This window comes from Trinickia sp. Z7, assembly GCF_056498045.1.
Genome location: NZ_JAUEQW010000001.1, coordinates 71,591 through 87,942, shown reverse-complemented (window position 1 = coordinate 87,942; position 16,352 = coordinate 71,591). Strand labels below are relative to the sequence as shown.

The 16,352-nt window shown below is 64.8% G+C and carries 17 protein-coding genes; 13 read left to right on the top strand and 4 right to left on the bottom strand.

Annotation, left to right across the window (positions count from 1 at the left end):
• The first annotated feature begins 55 nt into the window (after positions 1-55).
• Positions 56-499 (top strand): GNAT family N-acetyltransferase, encoded by a 444-nt coding sequence (locus QQS38_RS00385; protein WP_479643401.1) that lies wholly within the window; start codon positions 56-58, stop codon positions 497-499.
• A 43-nt stretch (positions 500-542) separates the two neighbouring features.
• Here QQS38_RS00385 and QQS38_RS00380 read toward each other — a convergent pair whose 3' ends face one another.
• Entirely contained in the window at positions 543-1,364 is an 822-nt protein-coding gene (locus tag QQS38_RS00380; RefSeq protein WP_479643400.1) for an NRDE family protein, read from the bottom strand.
• A 33-nt stretch (positions 1,365-1,397) separates the two neighbouring features.
• Positions 1,398-2,447 (bottom strand): CAF17-like 4Fe-4S cluster assembly/insertion protein YgfZ, encoded by a 1,050-nt coding sequence (gene ygfZ / locus QQS38_RS00375; RefSeq protein ID WP_479643399.1) that lies wholly within the window; start codon positions 2,445-2,447, stop codon positions 1,398-1,400.
• Positions 2,448-2,525: 78 nt separating this feature from the next.
• Between ygfZ and mltG the strand changes: the two genes are divergently transcribed.
• The 8 genes from mltG (at position 2,526) to QQS38_RS00335 (ending at position 10,200) form a co-directional block, all read left to right on the top strand.
• Positions 2,526-3,638 carry an endolytic transglycosylase MltG gene (mltG, locus tag QQS38_RS00370; RefSeq protein WP_479644065.1) on the top strand — a complete coding sequence of 371 codons (1,113 nt, stop codon included), beginning with the start codon at positions 2,526-2,528 and terminating at the stop codon, positions 3,636-3,638.
• Positions 3,639-4,259 carry a dTMP kinase gene (gene tmk / locus QQS38_RS00365; protein ID WP_479643398.1) on the top strand — a complete coding sequence of 207 codons (621 nt, stop codon included), beginning with the start codon at positions 3,639-3,641 and terminating at the stop codon, positions 4,257-4,259.
• 51 nt (positions 4,260-4,310) lie between these two features.
• Positions 4,311-5,342 (top strand): DNA polymerase III subunit delta', encoded by a 1,032-nt coding sequence (locus tag QQS38_RS00360; protein ID WP_479643397.1) that lies wholly within the window; start codon positions 4,311-4,313, stop codon positions 5,340-5,342.
• 18 nt (positions 5,343-5,360) lie between these two features.
• Complete coding sequence (locus QQS38_RS00355) at positions 5,361-6,152, top strand: TatD family hydrolase (RefSeq protein WP_479643396.1); 792 nt, start codon at positions 5,361-5,363, stop codon at positions 6,150-6,152.
• Between the two features lie 59 nt (positions 6,153-6,211).
• Positions 6,212-6,949, top strand: a complete 738-nt coding sequence (locus QQS38_RS00350; RefSeq protein ID WP_479644064.1) for an ankyrin repeat domain-containing protein — start codon at positions 6,212-6,214, stop codon at positions 6,947-6,949.
• A gap of 73 nt (positions 6,950-7,022) precedes the next feature.
• Complete coding sequence (locus QQS38_RS00345) at positions 7,023-7,409, top strand: Rap1a/Tai family immunity protein (protein ID WP_479643395.1); 387 nt, start codon at positions 7,023-7,025, stop codon at positions 7,407-7,409.
• A 22-nt stretch (positions 7,410-7,431) separates the two neighbouring features.
• Entirely contained in the window at positions 7,432-8,808 is a 1,377-nt protein-coding gene (gene otsA / locus QQS38_RS00340) for an alpha,alpha-trehalose-phosphate synthase (UDP-forming) (RefSeq protein ID WP_479643394.1), read from the top strand.
• A 306-nt stretch (positions 8,809-9,114) separates the two neighbouring features.
• Entirely contained in the window at positions 9,115-10,200 is a 1,086-nt protein-coding gene (locus QQS38_RS00335; RefSeq protein ID WP_479643393.1) for a glycosyltransferase family 4 protein, read from the top strand.
• 176 nt (positions 10,201-10,376) lie between these two features.
• Here the strand turns inward: QQS38_RS00335 and QQS38_RS00330 are convergent, their stop codons facing one another.
• Positions 10,377-10,976, bottom strand: coding sequence for a BPSL1445 family SYLF domain-containing lipoprotein (locus QQS38_RS00330; RefSeq protein ID WP_479643392.1), 600 nt, complete (start codon positions 10,974-10,976; stop codon positions 10,377-10,379).
• A 150-nt stretch (positions 10,977-11,126) separates the two neighbouring features.
• A complete protein-coding gene (locus QQS38_RS00325) occupies positions 11,127-11,570 on the bottom strand; it encodes a hypothetical protein (RefSeq protein WP_479643391.1) in 444 nt (147 codons plus the stop codon).
• Between the two features lie 405 nt (positions 11,571-11,975).
• Here QQS38_RS00325 and QQS38_RS00320 point away from each other — a divergent pair, with 405 nt between their 5' ends.
• The 4 genes from QQS38_RS00320 (at position 11,976) to QQS38_RS00305 (ending at position 16,310) form a co-directional block, all read left to right on the top strand.
• On the top strand, positions 11,976-12,257 hold the full coding sequence (locus QQS38_RS00320) for a hypothetical protein (RefSeq protein WP_479643390.1): 282 nt from the start codon (positions 11,976-11,978) through the stop codon (positions 12,255-12,257).
• A gap of 301 nt (positions 12,258-12,558) precedes the next feature.
• The gene (locus QQS38_RS00315; protein ID WP_479643389.1) at positions 12,559-13,530 is read left to right on the top strand and encodes a substrate-binding domain-containing protein; all 972 of its coding nucleotides are present in this window, start codon (positions 12,559-12,561) and stop codon (positions 13,528-13,530) included.
• Between the two features lie 189 nt (positions 13,531-13,719).
• Positions 13,720-15,303 (top strand): sugar ABC transporter ATP-binding protein, encoded by a 1,584-nt coding sequence (locus tag QQS38_RS00310; RefSeq protein ID WP_479643388.1) that lies wholly within the window; start codon positions 13,720-13,722, stop codon positions 15,301-15,303.
• Entirely contained in the window at positions 15,300-16,310 is a 1,011-nt protein-coding gene (locus QQS38_RS00305) for an ABC transporter permease (protein ID WP_479643387.1), read from the top strand. Before QQS38_RS00310 ends, QQS38_RS00305 begins: the two co-directional genes overlap by 4 nt.
• Positions 16,311-16,352: the final 42 nt, after the last annotated feature.

The following is a 16,352-nucleotide window of genomic DNA, read 5'->3' as shown; positions in this document are numbered from 1 at the left end:
TGCGCGGATTGCGCCTTCGCGGCCCGCGCTTGGCAAATAGAACAGGGAGATACCGATGCGGGAAGTCACGATTGCATCCGGCAAGTGGAGCAGCATCGGGGCCGACGCCTCGCGCGTACGCGAGGCGGTGTTCATCCGTGAACTCGGAGTCGATGCGCCGCTCGTGTCTGACGAAGCCGATAACGGGGCAGTGCATGTCGTTGCCTATCGGCAGGGCGAACCGATCGCGGCCGCACGGCTACTGCCGGACGGCGCGATCGGTCGGCTCGCCGTGCTGCCTTGCGCGCGGCGCGAGGGCATCGGCTCACGGTTGTTGCGCACGCTGATCGAGCATGCGGCGCGGCGCGGCGATGCCCGTGTCAGGCTTTACGCGCAAAGGGACGCCGTATCGTTCTACCTACGGCATGGATTTGCGAGCGTCGGTGAGCCGTTCTACGAGGGCGGCGTCGAGCATATCGAAATGGCACGGCCGCTTGTTCCTGGCGATGAACGCCGTTAGCGGAGCGAGGTCCCGGCTAGCGGCGGCGATTCATCGCGGTGCCTTAGCAAGGCGATGACTTGGCGTTGAACGCATACCGGCGCTCATGACTGCCGGGGCGCGTCAGCCGGTGCGAACCGTCGTCGTCGCTGCGCTCGACGATGTCGAGCTCGATCGTCGCATCGCGCAGGGCGGCCCGTAGTGCCGTCGTGCCGCGCGTGCCGTAGTCGGGCGTCTCGATGAATGCGGCCGACAGCGCACGCTCGCGCTCGAGTGCAATACCGGTCGAAGGAAGCGCCTCGTCGGCGGCCACGCAGGGGTCGCGCATCAGTTCGACCAGCGCGCCGAGAGAGGCAATTCGAGCGCCTTCGACGAGCGCGCTCAGTTCCGCTCGCTTGCGCACGAGTTTAGGCCAAGGGGTATCGAGAACGGCATTCGAGATGCCGTGAACGCCCGGCGGCAGTGAGGCCGGCGCGCGATCCGCCCGGTTGCAATACCAAGCGAGTTCGCGCCGGAACAAATCGCCGACGATCAGATTGAAGCCGTTATAGAGCGCTGCGCGATCGACCAAGGCGTTCAAATAATCGAGCGGCGCCATTGCCGGCCCGGTCAAATAACCGGCGACGAGCGTTCCTCGGGTCGGGGCATTGGCGCGCATGGCATGCGGAGCGCGGTAGTTCGTCAACGCCGCGAAGCGTCCGTCGCGCGAGAGGCCGAGCCAGGTGCCGCCGCCGACGAGATCGCGCCCCGCGAGCACGTTGGGTTGGTCGGGCCACCAATCGAGCGGCGCGCTCAGACGCGAAAAATACTCATCGCGGTTGGCGGCGAGCGTGAGCAGGGCGCCATCGTCGGCAGCCGGCCGCCAGTCGAATACGATTAGGCACATATGAGGTAGCAGGAAGGCCCGGAAAACGGCGCTTCAACCCTCGCTCGGCAACGCGTAAGGCAGCGGCTGAAACACGAGTTGCGGCCCTTCGGCGGCGCCGAGATGAACGCTTGCCCCCTCGAGCGCCGTCAGTTTGATCTCCGCCAGCAAATCGAAGCCGCCGTTCGGCGCGGGAGCCGCATTCACCACCATGCCGCATGGCTGGCCCGGGTCTGCGGCATGAAACAATTCGACGCCGGGCGCGACCGGCTGCCCGAGTGCGTCCGCAGCGGGGGGCGCGGCGCTGTCGACATGGGCTAGCGCCGTGCGCCGCTTGATCGTGCCACGATACTGGCTGCGTGCGACGACCTCTTGCCCCGGATAGCAACCCTTGCGGAAATTGACGGCGCCGATCACGTCGAAGTTGACCATCTGCGGCACGAACTGCTCGAGCACCCCCGCGGTGATGCGCGGCTCGCCCGCACGGATATCGAGCCAGTCCCATACGGCCGGAGCGACGCGCGCGAGTTCGCCTTCGAACGCCGCCACACGCGCGTCGACGAGCGCTTTCGGTCCGATCCACAGATAGCGGGCGCGCGCCTGCGCATCGGGGACGCGGATCAGCGATCCGGCCGGCCCCGCCACATGCACGTGCACGCCGTCGGGCAGGGCATCGAAGAGACCCGAGAGCGCCCCACGCACGTCACCCGCGAAGCCGACGACGCCGACCGAATCGGTCACGTCGGCCAACTTTACCTTTGCCCGCAGCACGAACATCGAGAGCCGCTTTTGCACCGACGCGGTCAAATCTTTCGATACGAGCAAGCGCACCCCGCCTTGCTCTCGCCACGCCAGCATGGACGCGAGCAGCCGCCCCTTGGGCGAGCAGTAACCGGTCAAGCGAGCGCTGGCGGCATCCAAATGCTCGATGTCGTTCGTGAGTTGTCCGTGCAGGAATCTCGCCGCATCGTCGCCGAGCGCCTCGATGACGCCGAATTGGTCGAGCGGCGCAAATGCGCCGCCCGCGAGAACCGCTTCGAACTGGGCGGGAGCGGGGCGCGACGGCGCCGAGGAGGGGGAAACGGCAGCATTTAGTTGGTTCATGGAATTCGTGTCGAGTCAATCCTGACTTGGGCTTAGGCGAACAAGTATTATATGGGGTCCATCCCAGCCTTGTTGCGCATGTCCCTGCTGAAGAAATGCCTCGCCTTCGGGGTAGCGTTCGTCGTCCTGCTAGCCGCGTTGGCCGCCGCGGGCGGCTATTTTTGGGCCACGCGCCCGCTCGCGTTGGCCGCCCCGACGCTCGATGTGACCATCCAACCGCGCAGTACCGTGCGCGGCGTCGCCGCACAACTGAGGCGCGGCGGCGTGCCGGTTCAGGCCGATCCGTTCGTCCTCATGACGCGCTTGTTGGGCTTGGAAAGCCGGCTGAAATCAGGCAACTACGAGTTCAAAAGCGGGGTCACCCCCTACGAGGTGCTGCAAAAGCTCGCGCTCGGGGACGTCAACGAGTCGGTGGTGACGGTGATCGAGGGCTGGACATTCAAGCGCATGCGGGCCGAGTTCGACGCCAACCCGGCGCTCCAGCACGATACGGCCGGCATGAGCGACGCGGCTCTGCTGGCTGCCATCGGCGCCGGAGCGCCGGCGGGGCCCGCCGCGATCATCGGGGGTAGCGGGGCCACGGCCACCGGAGCTGACGCACCTGCCGCAGCCAGCAACGCGCAGGGCGCCAACGCCAACGCCAACGCCAACGCGGAAGGATTGTTCTTCCCCGATACTTATTTGTTCGACAAGGGAACGAGCGATTTGAATGTCTATCGGCGGGCGTACCGCCTGATGCAGCAACGGTTGAACGCCGCATGGGCGGCACGTGCGCCCGGCTTGCCGTATCGTTCGCCGTACGAGGCGCTCACCATGGCGTCGCTGATCGAGAAGGAGACGGGCAAGGCGGGCGATCGGCCGCTCGTTTCCGCCGTCTTCGCGAACCGGCTACGCATCGGCATGCCGCTGCAAACCGACCCGGCGGTGATTTACGGTTTAGGCGCGAGCTACGATGGCCATTTGCGCAAGCGCGACTTGCAAAGCGACACGCCATACAACACCTACACGCGGCGCGGGCTGCCGCCCACGCCGATCGCCCTGCCGGGCATCGCGTCGCTCCAGGCAGCGATGAACCCCGCGCAGACCAGCGCGCTTTATTTCGTGTCGCGCGGCGACGGCAGCAGCGTCTTTTCCGAAACGCTCGGCGATCACAACCGGGCGGTCGACAAATACATTCGAGGACAGCAATAAATGGCGCGTGGCAAATTCATCACGTTCGAGGGTATCGACGGCGCCGGCAAGACGACGCACTTGTCCTGGTTTCGCGAGCGCCTCGAACGGAAGGTGTCGGCCCTCGGGCGCGCGGTCGTCACCACGCGCGAGCCGGGCGGCACGCCCCTTGGCGAGTCGCTGCGCGAACTCTTGCTGCACGAGCGGATGGATCTCGAGACCGAAGCCTTGCTCATGTTCGCCGCGCGACGCGAGCACTTGGCCCAGGTCATCGAACCCGCGCTCACGCGCGGCGACTGGGTGCTTTCCGATCGTTTCACCGATGCCACCTTCGCTTATCAAGGCGGCGGCCGCGGCTTGCCGCGCGACAAGCTCGAGACGCTCGAGCGCTGGGTGCAAGGCGGATTCGAGCCCGATCTGACCGTTCTGTTCGACTTGCCGCCCGAAACGGCTAGCGCCCGGCGCGGCGCGGCGCGCTCGCCCGATAAGTTCGAGAGCGAAACGGAGGCGTTTTTCGCCCGCACGCGCGCGGAATATCTGCGCCGGGCGCAAGAGGCGCCCTACCGCTTTGCGATCGTCGATGCCTCGGAAAGCATCGAGCGCATCCGAGCAGTGCTCGGCGAGCTCATCGATGCGCTTTGAACGCACCGCGCAGCGTGAAGCGAGCGCATCCAACCGTATGAAGGTTCGACGATGATCTATCCGTGGCAGCACGACGATTGGAACCGCCTGCAGCGCCTGCGCGCTCAATGGCCGCACGCCTTGCTTCTCTACGGTCAGGCGGGTATCGGCAAGTTGCGCTTCGCGCAACATCTGGCGCAGGGCATGCTCTGCGAAGCGCCGACCGCCGCCGGTGAGCCTTGCGGCCAATGCGTCGCGTGCAATTGGTTCGTGCAGGGCAACCATCCCGACTATCGGGCCTTGCTGCCCGAGGCGCTGGCAGGCGAAGCGATAGGCGCGGCTTCGGGCGGCGCCGATGACAAGGCCGAGGGCGAAGAGGGCAAGAAAACGCGCGCGCTCAGCAAGGAGATCAAGATCGAGCAAGTGCGTGCGTTGCTCGATTTTTGCGGCATCGGGGCGCACCGCGGCGGCGCGCGCGTCGTGCTGGTCTATCCGGCAGACGCGCTCAACGCCGCCTCGGCCAACGCGCTGCTCAAGACGCTGGAAGAGCCGCCGGCCGGGGTGGTGTTCCTGCTCGTGTCGGCGCGCGTCGATCGTTTGCTGCCGACGATCGTCAGCCGCTGTCGGCAATGGCCGATGTCGACGCCCTCGGCGCAGCAAGCGCGCGCTTGGCTCGCCGAGCAAGGCGTGGCCGATGCGCCCGCGTTGCTGGCCGAGGCCGGTGGCGCGCCGCTCGCGGCGCTCGCGCTGGCCGCCGACGAAAACCGCGGGCTGCGCGACTTCACGCTCAAGCAATTGGCCGCGGGGCCTGCTTGCGACGCGTTCGCTTGCGGCGAGGCATTGCAAAAGCTGCCGGTTGCCGTGGTGCTCGGCTGGCTGCAGCGTTGGCTGTACGATCTGGTGGCCGAGCGGGCGGCGCAGCGGCCCCGGTACTTTCCAGCGGCTCAACGCGAGCTGGCACGATGCGCCGCGCGCATCGACGCCAATGCCTTTGCGCGGTTCATGAAGACGGTCACGCGCGAGCGTGCAGTGGAAAATCACCCGCTCAATGCGCGGCTCGTGTTCGAAGCGCTGTTTCTGGGCTACCGCGACTTGTTCGTTTGAGGTTCGATAGGATTTACGATGTTTGTCGATTCGCATTGCCACATCAATTTCGAAGGGCTGGCCGAGCGCCTGCCGCAGGTGCTCGAAAACATGCGCGCTCATGACGTGACGCACGCGCTGTGCGTCAGCGTCGACGTCGAAACCCTGCCGAGCGTGTTGGCGGTGGCGCAGGCGTATGAGAACGTTTATGCATCCGTGGGCGTGCATCCCGACCACGAGGAGGCGCGCGAGCCGACCGTTGCGGAACTGATCGAGCTTGCCGCTCATCCGAAGGTGGTTGCCATCGGCGAGACCGGCTTGGACTATTACCGCCTCGAAGGAAGATCGATCGCTGACCTCGAATGGCAGCGCGAGCGCTTTCGCACGCATATTCGCGCTGCAAAGACGACCATGAAGCCGCTTATCGTTCATACGCGCGCATCGGCGGACGACACGCTGCGCATCATGGACGAAGAAGGGGCGCACGTGCCCGGCGGGGTCATGCATTGCTTCACGGAACCATGGGCGGTGGCCGAGCGCGCGTTGGCCCAGAATTTTTACATTTCGCTTTCGGGTATCGTTACCTTCAAGAGCGCGACCGACGTGCAAGACGTTGCCCGCCGGGTGCCCATCGAACGGCTTCTGATCGAAACGGATTCCCCGTATTTGGCGCCCGTGCCGTATCGAGGCAAATCCAATGAACCTGCGTACGTCAGTTATGTCGGACGTTACATAGCTCAGGCGCGCGGCATGCTCGATTCGGAACTCGGTGCCGCAACGACGCAAAACTTTTTCCGCTTGTTCCGCATTCCGGCGCCGCGTGGCGTTTGAGCGGCGTTCAGGCGAACCGATCCCTAGCTATGACAAAAAAAGGTAAACCCAACTTGACCATGTTCACGCACTCGTCGCTGCCGCTCGTTCTTCGCCGCATCCTGCACCGCTCGGCCCTCGCTTGCGCGGGCGCGCTCGCTTCGCTGGCCGTCGCCGCGCATGCAGCAGACATAGATTCGCTCGTGAAGGCCGTCAAATTCGACGACGTGAATGCAGTGCAAAAGGCGCTGGCGCACGGCGCCGATCCGAACGCGACCGACAAGCAGGGCATGCCGCTCATCGTGCTGGCCGCGCGCGAGAAATCGGATAAAGTCGCCAAGGCGCTCATGGCCGATTCGAAGACGGACGTGGAAAAGCTAGATGCAGCGGGCGAAAACGCGATGATGCTCGCAGCGCTCAACGGCGATGCCGACCTCGTCAAAGCGCTGATCGAGAAGGGGGCGGAGGTGAACAAGAAGGGGTGGGCGCCGCTTCATTACGCAGCCGCGAACGGCCATGACGACGTCGTCCAACTGCTGCTCGATAACTCGGCCTATATCGACGCCGGCTCGCCGAACGGCACGACGCCTTTGATGATGGCCGCGCGCGGCAATCATCTTTCGACCGTCAAGGTGCTGCTCGATGCGGGCGCCGATTCGCGCGTGAAGAATCAACTCGGTTTGACGGCGCTCGATTTCGCCACGCGTTACCACGCCAAGGACGTGGCCGACGGGCTGCGGGACATGTACGCGCGCGAGGCGGCGGCCGCTTCCGCTACATCCGGAACCTCTATTCCGGCTCAAAACGGTGCAAAATAAATACTTTTCGCTTCGGCACGGTTCGCCGGGGCAACGCGCAGTACCCGTTCACCGCTCGGAGAAAAGGAAGATTATGTTGCGGGCTTTGATATGCGTGGGCACGTTGGCGATGCCGATTGCCGCGATCGCGGCGCCGACGACGGCCACGCTCGGGGGGGGCAAGTTCACGGCCGGCGATTTACACAAGCTGTGCAGCCAAACCGACGCGATCTCGCGGGCGGCTTGCGTGTCCTATATCAAGGGCGCTGCCGACGGCGTATTCAATACGATCGACGCCATCGGCGGCACGACCGGCCCCCGCGTGGGCCAGTATTTCTGCCTGCCGGATCGGATCGAGCCGCAACGGCTGGTGGACGCGGTCCGCCGGTACGTCGCCGACAATCCCGATGCGGCCGGCTATAACGCAAGCACTGCCGTCTCGCTCGGGCTCGAGAAAAGCTTCCCGTGCAAGGGCGACTAGCCTGCTGCGCACTCAAGGAACCATGGGCCGACTGATCGCCGTGTCGAACCGCGTGGCAACGCCCACCGAGACCAAGGGCTCGGCGGGGGGGCTCGCCGTCGGCGTCTTCAGCGCGCTCAAGGACATGGGCGGCGTATGGTTCGGCTGGAGCGGCGACGTGGTGAGCGAGGCCGTCGCCAACGCGGGGCCCACGCTCAAGGACGAAGGCTCGGTGACGTTCGCCACCGTCGGGCTGACCCGACGCGATTACGACCAGTATTACCGCGGTTTTTCGAATGCGACGCTGTGGCCGGTGTTCCACTACCGCAACGATCTCGCCGCCTACGAGCGCGAGGAATACGCAGGATACCGCCGCGTCAACGCCTGGTTAGCGCACAAACTCGTCAAGCTGATCGAGCCTGACGATATCGTCTGGGTCCACGATTACCATTTGATCCCGTTTGCCGAGGCATTGCGGCACGAAGGCCTGCGCAACCGCATCGGCTTTTTCCTGCATACGCCGTTTCCGTCGCCCCAGATACTGCTGAACGTGCCGCCGCACCAGGAACTCGTCAAGTCGCTTTGCTGTTACGACTTGGTCGGCTTTCAAACCGACACCGATCGCGTGGCGTTCCACGACTACATCGTCCGTTATGCGGGGGGCACGGTCAGCGACGAAGGCATAGTGCAGGCCTACGGGCGCCGTCTGCGCAGCGGCGTGTATCGGATCGGCGTGTTTCCGGACGAAATTCAGCAGGAAGCGGCTCGCAACGAGAGCCGCCAGCAAGTGCTGGAGCTCAAGCATAGCCTCGAAGGCCGAAAGCTCGTGATGAGCGTCGATCGCCTCGATTATTCGAAGGGATTGATCGAACGATTCCGCGCCTTCGAGCAACTGCTCGAGCGCGCTCCGCAGTGGCGCGAGAACGTCACCTTCGTCCAAGTAGCTCCGCCCACGAGAGCCGACGTGGAAAGCTATCAGCGCATCCGCCACAACCTCGAATACGAGGCCGGACGCATCAATGGCCGCTACTCGGGGTTAAACTACACGCCGATCCGTTATCTGAACCAGCGCTTCGCGCGCTCGCAATTGATGTCGATGTGCCGCGAGTCGCAGGTCGGTTTCGTCACGCCGCTTCGCGACGGGATGAATCTGGTCGCAAAAGAGTACATTGCCGCGCAAAATCCCGACGATCCCGGCGTGCTGGTGTTGTCCGAGTTTGCGGGCGCTGCCGCCGAGCTTTGCGCGGCGCTCATCGTCAATCCGCACGACATCGCCGGCATGTCCGAGGCGCTCGAGCGTGCGCTATCGATGCCCCTTGCGGAACGTAAGCACCGCCACGAGGTCAATATGGCCGTGCTGAGGCGAAACGATCTCGGCGTGTGGCGCGACACGTTCCTGGCCGATCTGCGGGGCCCTTGAGTTGTGGGGTGGCCACGGGCGGCGGGCATGACGCTCCGGCCTGCGGCGCTCGCCCGGGCCCGGCGACATGGCGGTTGCGCGTCGGTTCGCGACATGCTCGGCACCCGCCTGGCGCCTGTTTCTCGACTGTAACAGCTCGCAGTAAATGAAAAGACGCGGGACGATGGCCGCGCCGTACCGAATAATTGAAGCCAAGGATGCCGCGTCGGGTGCGTTCCGCATGGAACGCTGCCTCAGCGCGGCCAAGCAACCCGCCGGCCCCGCTCGCAAAGAGAGCGCCCAGGTCCTTCCGCAGGAGTCGATCGAATGAGAATTGCCCAAATCGCGCCGCTGACCGAATCGGTGCCGCCCAAGCTGTACGGCGGCACGGAGCGCGTCGTCTCGTACATCACCGAAGCGCTCGTCGATCTGGGCCATGACGTGACGCTGTTCGCGAGCGGCGACTCGAAAACGAGCGCAAAGCTCGAGGCCGTTTGGCCTCGAGCGCTACGCCTCGACCCGGCCATTCGCGATCGTATCGCGCCGCATATGTTGCTCATGGAACTCGTGCGCCGGCGTGCCGAGGAGTTCGACGTCCTGCACTTTCATATGGACTATTACTCGTTCTCGCTGTTCAAGCGCCAAGAGACGCCGTTCGTCACGACGCTCCATGGCCGGCTGGATCTGCCCGAGCAACAGCCGGTATTCGACACGTTCAATACCGCGCCCGTGATCTCGATTTCGAATGCGCAGCGCCACCCCATGCCGCAGGCCAAATGGCTTTCCACGGTCTATCACGGTCTGCCGGAGGCGCTTTATACGCCTCAGCCGGTGGAGCAGAAGTACCTCGCTTTCCTCGGCCGTATCTCACCGGAGAAGCGCGTCGACACGGCGATTCGCATCGCCGCGCATTGCGGCCTGCCGATCCGCGTTGCCGCGAAGATCGATGCGGCCGATCGCGAGTATTTCGAGCGCGAGATCAAACCGCTCTTCGATCTGCCGCATGTCGAATTCATCGGAGAGATCGCCGACGACCAAAAGGCCGAGTTCCTGTCGGGAGCCCATGCCTTGCTGTTCCCCGTCGATTGGCCCGAGCCGTTCGGGCTCGTCATGATCGAAGCGATGGCATGCGGCACGCCCGTGATCGCTTTCAACCGCGGCTCGGTGCCTGAGGTGATCGACGAAGGGTTCTCCGGCTTCATCGTGGAAGACGAAATCAGTGCGGTCGCAGCCGTCAACCGGTTGCACACGTTGCCGCGTTCGCGTGTGCGGCAGCGCTTCGAGGAACGGTTTACGTCGCACCACATGGCGCGGCAGTACGTGGCGGCTTATCAGGCCGTGATTCGCGCGCAAAAGCGTTCGCGCTTCAAGGTCATCGATTCGCTTTCGGGCGAAGGGGCATCGCAGGCTTGATCGGCGCCGGGGATCATTGGCGGCGAGGCAGGAATATCGAAAGGGGGCGCGCGGTGAGCGCGCCTAGACGGAGTGCCTGAGTCTTCCCTGCTGCAGTATCGATTCTGCTACCGAACCTGCAGTCATGGATGAGTCCGGAACCGGCCTCGGGGGCCGGTTCCGGATCGCTGCCGCCGCTAGATATTGAGCCGGGTGATTTTCGTGCCTTGGAGGGAGAGGTCGCCCATGAGGCCCGCGTTCGTCATGATGATGACTTCAACGGGCTTGGTCGCTGTCGTCGTATCGATGGCGCCGTTTGCGCCCATTTTCAGCACGGCCACCGACGCATCGCCGCCGACCGACCAGCCTTCACGCGAGCGGAACGAGTTCAGCGAGTCGTCGGTCATGAAGAGAAAAATCACAGCCTTCGATTGCGCGCCCGCTTGCAGACCGAACGAGCCCGACACGGTGTTGTAGTACCCGACCGTCTGGCCGCCTACGCGCAAGGCGCCTTCGCCGTATTGGCCGCCCACGACGAAGCCCGCTTGCAGGACCTTCGGGAACACGAGCACGCCATGGGCTTTTTGCACCAGCTCGCGTGAGCCGGGCACCTGCGCATAGAGACGCGACAGCGTTGCATCGACGCCCGAATTGATTTCCTGACGCTTGGTCACATTGCTGCCCGGGGTCGAGCCGACGGGATTGCCATTGTTGGTGGTCGTGGTGCAGCCGGCCAGCGCGACCGCCCCGACTACGACGGCGGCTGCGGCTTTGAGCATCAAGGCTTGTTTTTGCATGGACTTTCTCCGTTATGTTTCCGTCGGTCAAACCGCTCGACGGCTGGTTCGGACGAAGCGTGATCTCACACAACGCAAAAGAAGGGGAGCACGACCCATGCCAGGGCCCGGCCCGAATTTGCCTGGCCGGCGCGCCGCGCGAGGGCGCTTTCAGTGCTGGACCGTGCGCTTGACGACGGGCGGACGCCGCAGCGCCCGCCGGATGCCCGCCACGAGGAGTCCGACGGAGAAGACGAAGGCGGCCGGCACGATCCAATAGCCGACGAACGCATGCCATAGATAAAGAAACAACGTGCGGCGCCGCAATGCGTATTCGGCGATCGCCTCCTGCTGGCGCGGCGCATTGGCGACGAGCACGTCGGCCGGGCAACCCAGGGCGCGCGCCTCGTCGGGCTTGCCGCGGCAGCGCGCGGTGTCGCCCGCGGCGCGCTGCGCGTCGGTGAGCTGCCATGTCGTGAGCGCTCGATCGAGGTCGACTACGTTGTAGGACATCTCTTCCTGGATCTCGCGCACAGCGACGATCGCCACGGGAACCGCCCAGAAGACGACGAGGACGAGCCAGCGTCTTACCCAGCGGTTGTGTCTCCATGCCATTGAATGCCTCCGCAATGCATTGCGCATCTACGACGAGACGGCGGCTCGATGGCTTGATGTCTTATGTCTGCGAGCCGTCCTGGCGCCATCATAGAAGAAATGCGACGAATCGTCGCGCCTCGAACGCGTAGCACTGCCTTCGTCGTTTCCGACTCGCCAGGCGAGACCGGTAATTTCTTCAATCCTTCCGGCATTTCACCCCCTTTGTTGCGCAACGAGCCAGTCGCGGCCGATGCGGCCTCTCGCCGCGGCGCCGGAACGCCTCTTGCATGTCATCGCATGCAAGTTGCCGTTGCACGCTTTCGCGTGCGCGCCGCTCTTCGCGCAGCAAGCCGGTCGCGCACGCGCGCGCCGAATCTGCTGCCGCACTTCGGGTGCGGCGTTCATTCCGATGGAGCGTCAGCCATGTCCGTACCGTTTTCCGAGCAGTACAAAGGGTTTGCGATCGGTGTGCAGGCATTGCGGCGGGCAAAGGAACCTCACCAGGGCGATGACGCGCCTCGCCACTTCGATATCGTGGTGACGATCTCGCGCAAAGCGAGCGGGGAGCGGGCCAAAGCGGAGATGTTCGGCGTGCCGGAGCAGGCCCCGCTAGGCGACCAGATCGAGGCGCACAGGATCGGCGTGCAATACGCGCGCGACATCATCGATGGCAAGATCGACGGATCTTCCGTCGAACATCTATAGCAGCTCGGTTGCGCTCGCCCGGCTGCGGCGTCGTTGCAAGAAGGGAAGCGCCCAAGCCGACGCAAACGCACGCGGCGTGCGGCTCTCCGCGGTTTCGGCTCGTTTCGTATCAGCACAAACCCGAAGTTCGCGCGCGCCATCCTTGCGCGCACCCGCAGAAGGGTCCAGCATAGGCGCTCCCCGGCATATGCCGGGGAGCGCTTCGCGTCGGCGTGCCAAGCGATGATGCGATGCGGCAATTCCGAGTGTTCCAGTCGAAAAATCACGGCTCGCCGCGAGCCGAATAAGAAAGGAGAACCGTATGCTTCACCGCACCCGTCGCCGTTTGCTCGTTGCCGTCGCCGCTCTTGCCTGCGGCGCTCTAGCGCCGCTCGGCGCAACCGATGCGCTTGCGCAGACTGCCAAGAAACCCAAGGTCGCCCTAGTCATGAAGTCGCTCGCGAACGAGTTCTTTCTGACGATGGAAAACGGTGCGAAGGATTACCAGAAGCACAACGCCGGCAGGTTCGACCTCATCACCAACGGGATCAAGAACGAAACCGATACGGCGGCGCAGATCAACATCGTCGAGCAGATGATCAACAGCCACGTCGATGCGATCGTGCTTGCACCGGCCGATTCGAAGGCGCTCGTTCCCGTCGTGAAGAAGGCCGTCGACGCAGGCATCATCGTCGTCAACATCGACAACCGGCTCGACCCGGACGTGCTCAAGTCGAAAGATTTGAACGTGCCGTTCGTCGGCCCCGACAACCGCAAGGGCGCGGAGAAGGTCGGTGATTACTTGGCCAAGAAATTGAAGGCGGGCGACGAAGTGGGCATCGTCGAGGGCGTCTCGACGACGACCAATGCACAGCAACGCACGGCCGGGTTCAAGGACGCGATGCAAAAAGTCGGCGCGAAGATCGATTCGGTCCAGTCCGGCGAATGGGAAATCGACAAAGGCAACGCGATCGCTTCGGCCATGCTGAACCAGTACCCGAACCTGAAGGCGCTGCTGTGCGGCAACGACAACATGGCCATCGGCGCCGTGTCGGCCGTGCGCGCCGCCGGCAAGCAAGGCAAGGTCTATGTCGTGGGTTACGACAACATCGGCGCGATCAAGCCGATGCTCAAGGACGGCCGCGTGCTCGCCACAGCCGACCAATACGCCGCCAAGCAAGCGGTGTTCGGGATCGATACGGCGCTCAAAGCCATCGGCGAGCACAAAAAGCAATCCGAGTTGTCGGAAGTGGTCGAGACGCCCGTCGACCTGGTCACCAAGGCCGGCAAGTAACGGGTCGTAACCATCGATGTCCATGCGGCGTGCGGCGCCCCCGGCGCGGTGCGCACGCATGGCCGCGCGGGCAGTCGCCGCGCGCTCAAGAAAGGGCGCGATTCTGCCGTTATCCTCCGACATAAGCGTCATGGCGGCTGGCCGGCGCGAAAGGGCCGTCGCCGCGGCCGGCCCGAGAACGGAAACCCGATGGATTTGACCGACCACGACGAATCGAACGCAGTGCTCAGCGTGACCGGCATCGGCAAGGTCTATAGCGAACCTGTGCTTGCCGACGTCACGCTCTCGCTCTATCCGGGTGAGGCGCTCGCGTTGACCGGCGAAAACGGCGCCGGCAAGAGCACCCTGTCCAAGATCGTCGGCGGGCTGGTCGCGCCGAGCGGCGGCACGATGCGACTCATGGGCGCGGACTATTCGCCCAAGAGCCGGCATGAGGCGGAAGCGCTTGGCGTGCGCATGGTCATGCAGGAGTTGAATCTGCTGCCTACGCTGACCGTCGCCGAAAATCTCTTCTTCGACCGGTTGCCGCGCCGCGGCCCGCGCGCCCTCGGTTGGATCGACCGAGCCCGCTTGCGCGAGGATGCCCGCGTGGCCATGGCTCGCGTCGGCCTCGACGCGATAGACCCCGATACGCCAGTCGGCGCGCTCGGCATCGGCCATCAGCAGATGGTCGAAATCGCGCGCAATTTGATCGACGACACGCGCGTGCTGATTTTCGACGAGCCGACAGCCATGCTCACGGCGCGCGAAGTCGACCTGCTGTTCGCGCAAATCGATCGGCTCAAAGCCAGCGGCGTCGCGATCGTCTACATCTCGCATCGCCTCGAGGAACTCGCGCGTGTCGCCGAGCGCGTCGCCGTGCTGCGCGATGGACGCCTCGTGACCGTCGACAGCATGGCCAACGTGACGAGCGAACGGCTGGTTGCGCTGATGGTGGGGCGCGAGCTCGGCGAGCGCATCGATCTCGGGGAACGCCGCATCGGCGCACCGTTGCTCAAGGTCGAAGGGCTCACGCGAGGCACGGCCGTGCGCGACGTATCGTTCGAGGTGCGCGAGGGCGAGATCTTCGGTGTGAGCGGCTTGATCGGCGCCGGGCGCACCGAGTTGATGCGGCTCATCTACGGCGCGGACACGGCCGAGCATGGCGTCGTGTCGATCGGGCGGCCGCCGGCGCCCGTGCGAATCGGCTCGCCGGCCGACGCCGTGCGCCACGGCATCGCGTTGATCACCGAAGATCGCAAAGGCGAAGGACTCTTGCTGCCGCACTCGATCGCCGCCAATGTCTCGCTCGGCAATATGGACAGCGTTTCGCGCTGGGGGTTGGTGCAGAGCCAGCGCGAGCACGCGCTGGCGCGCAAGCAAATGCAAGCGCTGAGCGTGCGGGCGCATAGCAGTGCCCAGAGCGTGGCCGAGCTCTCGGGCGGCAACCAGCAGAAGGTCGTCATCGGCCGGTGGTTGGCGCGCGATGCCGACGTGCTGCTCTTTGACGAACCGACGCGCGGGATCGACGTCGGCGCGAAATTCGATATCTACATGCTGCTTGGCGCGCTGGCCAGGGAAGGTCGTGCGCTCGTCGTCGTATCGAGCGATCTGCGCGAGCTGATGCTCATTTGCGATCGCATCGGCGTGATGTCCGCCGGGCGAATGACGGGCATTTTCAATCGGGACGAGTGGACGCAAGATGCGCTGCTCGCCGCGGCGTTCGCGGGCCATATGAACGGCTCGCGCTCGGCCACGCTCTCTCACACTCAAGACGCACGGAGTCCGTCATGACCGATCCCACCGCGCGCCCCGATGGCGGGCCCGCCATCATCGGCGATGCGCCGGGTGCTCGAGCCGCCGGCACCCGGCTCGGTTTTTCGAATTATCTCGGCCTGGCCGGGGCGCTGGCCGCCATGGTGGGTCTGTTTTCCGCGCTCAGTTCGCATTTTCTGACGTACGAAACGTTCAGCACGATCGCCAATCAGATCCCGGACCTCGTCGTGATGTCGGTCGGCATGACTTTCGTGCTGATCATCGCGGGCATCGATCTGTCGGTGGGCTCCGTGCTCGCGTTGGCGGCGTCCGTCGTCAGCGTGGCGGCGCTCAAGTGGGGCTGGGGCCCGGTGCCGGCCGCGCTCGTCGGCATGGCGGCCGCCGCCGTGACAGGCACCATCACCGGCGCCGTCACCGTAGGCTGGCGCATTCCCTCGTTCATCGTCTCGCTCGGCGTCCTCGAAGCGGCGCGGGGCGTGGCCTACCAGTTGACGAACTCGCGCACGTCGTACATCGGCGACGCGTTCGATTTTCTGTCGAATCCGATAGCGGTCGGCATCTCGCCATCGTTCGTGATCGCCGTCGTGGTGATGATCGCTGCGCAACTCGTGCTCACGCGCACCGTGTTCGGGCGGCATCTGGTTGGGATCGGCACGAACGAGGAAGCCGTGCGGCTGGCGGGCGTCGACCCGCGGCCCTACAAGGTCGCCGTGTTCGCACTGATGGGGGCGCTCTCGGGCCTTGCCGCGCTGTTCCAAATCTCGCGCCTCGAAGCGGCGGATCCGAACGCGGGCGTCGGCCTGGAACTGCAAGTCATCGCGGCCGTCGTCATCGGCGGCACGAGCCTCATGGGCGGGCGCGGCTCGGTCATCAGCACGTTCTTCGGCGTCTTGATCATTTCGGTGTTGGCGGCGGGTCTTGCGCAAATCGGCGCGAACGAGCCGACCAAGCGAATCATCACGGGCGCGGTCATCGTCGTTGCGGTGGTGCTGGACACCTATCGGAGCCGGCGCAGACGAAATTGAGCGTCCGGTTCGCAGACCGGGACGTCTCGTCGCGCGGGGAAA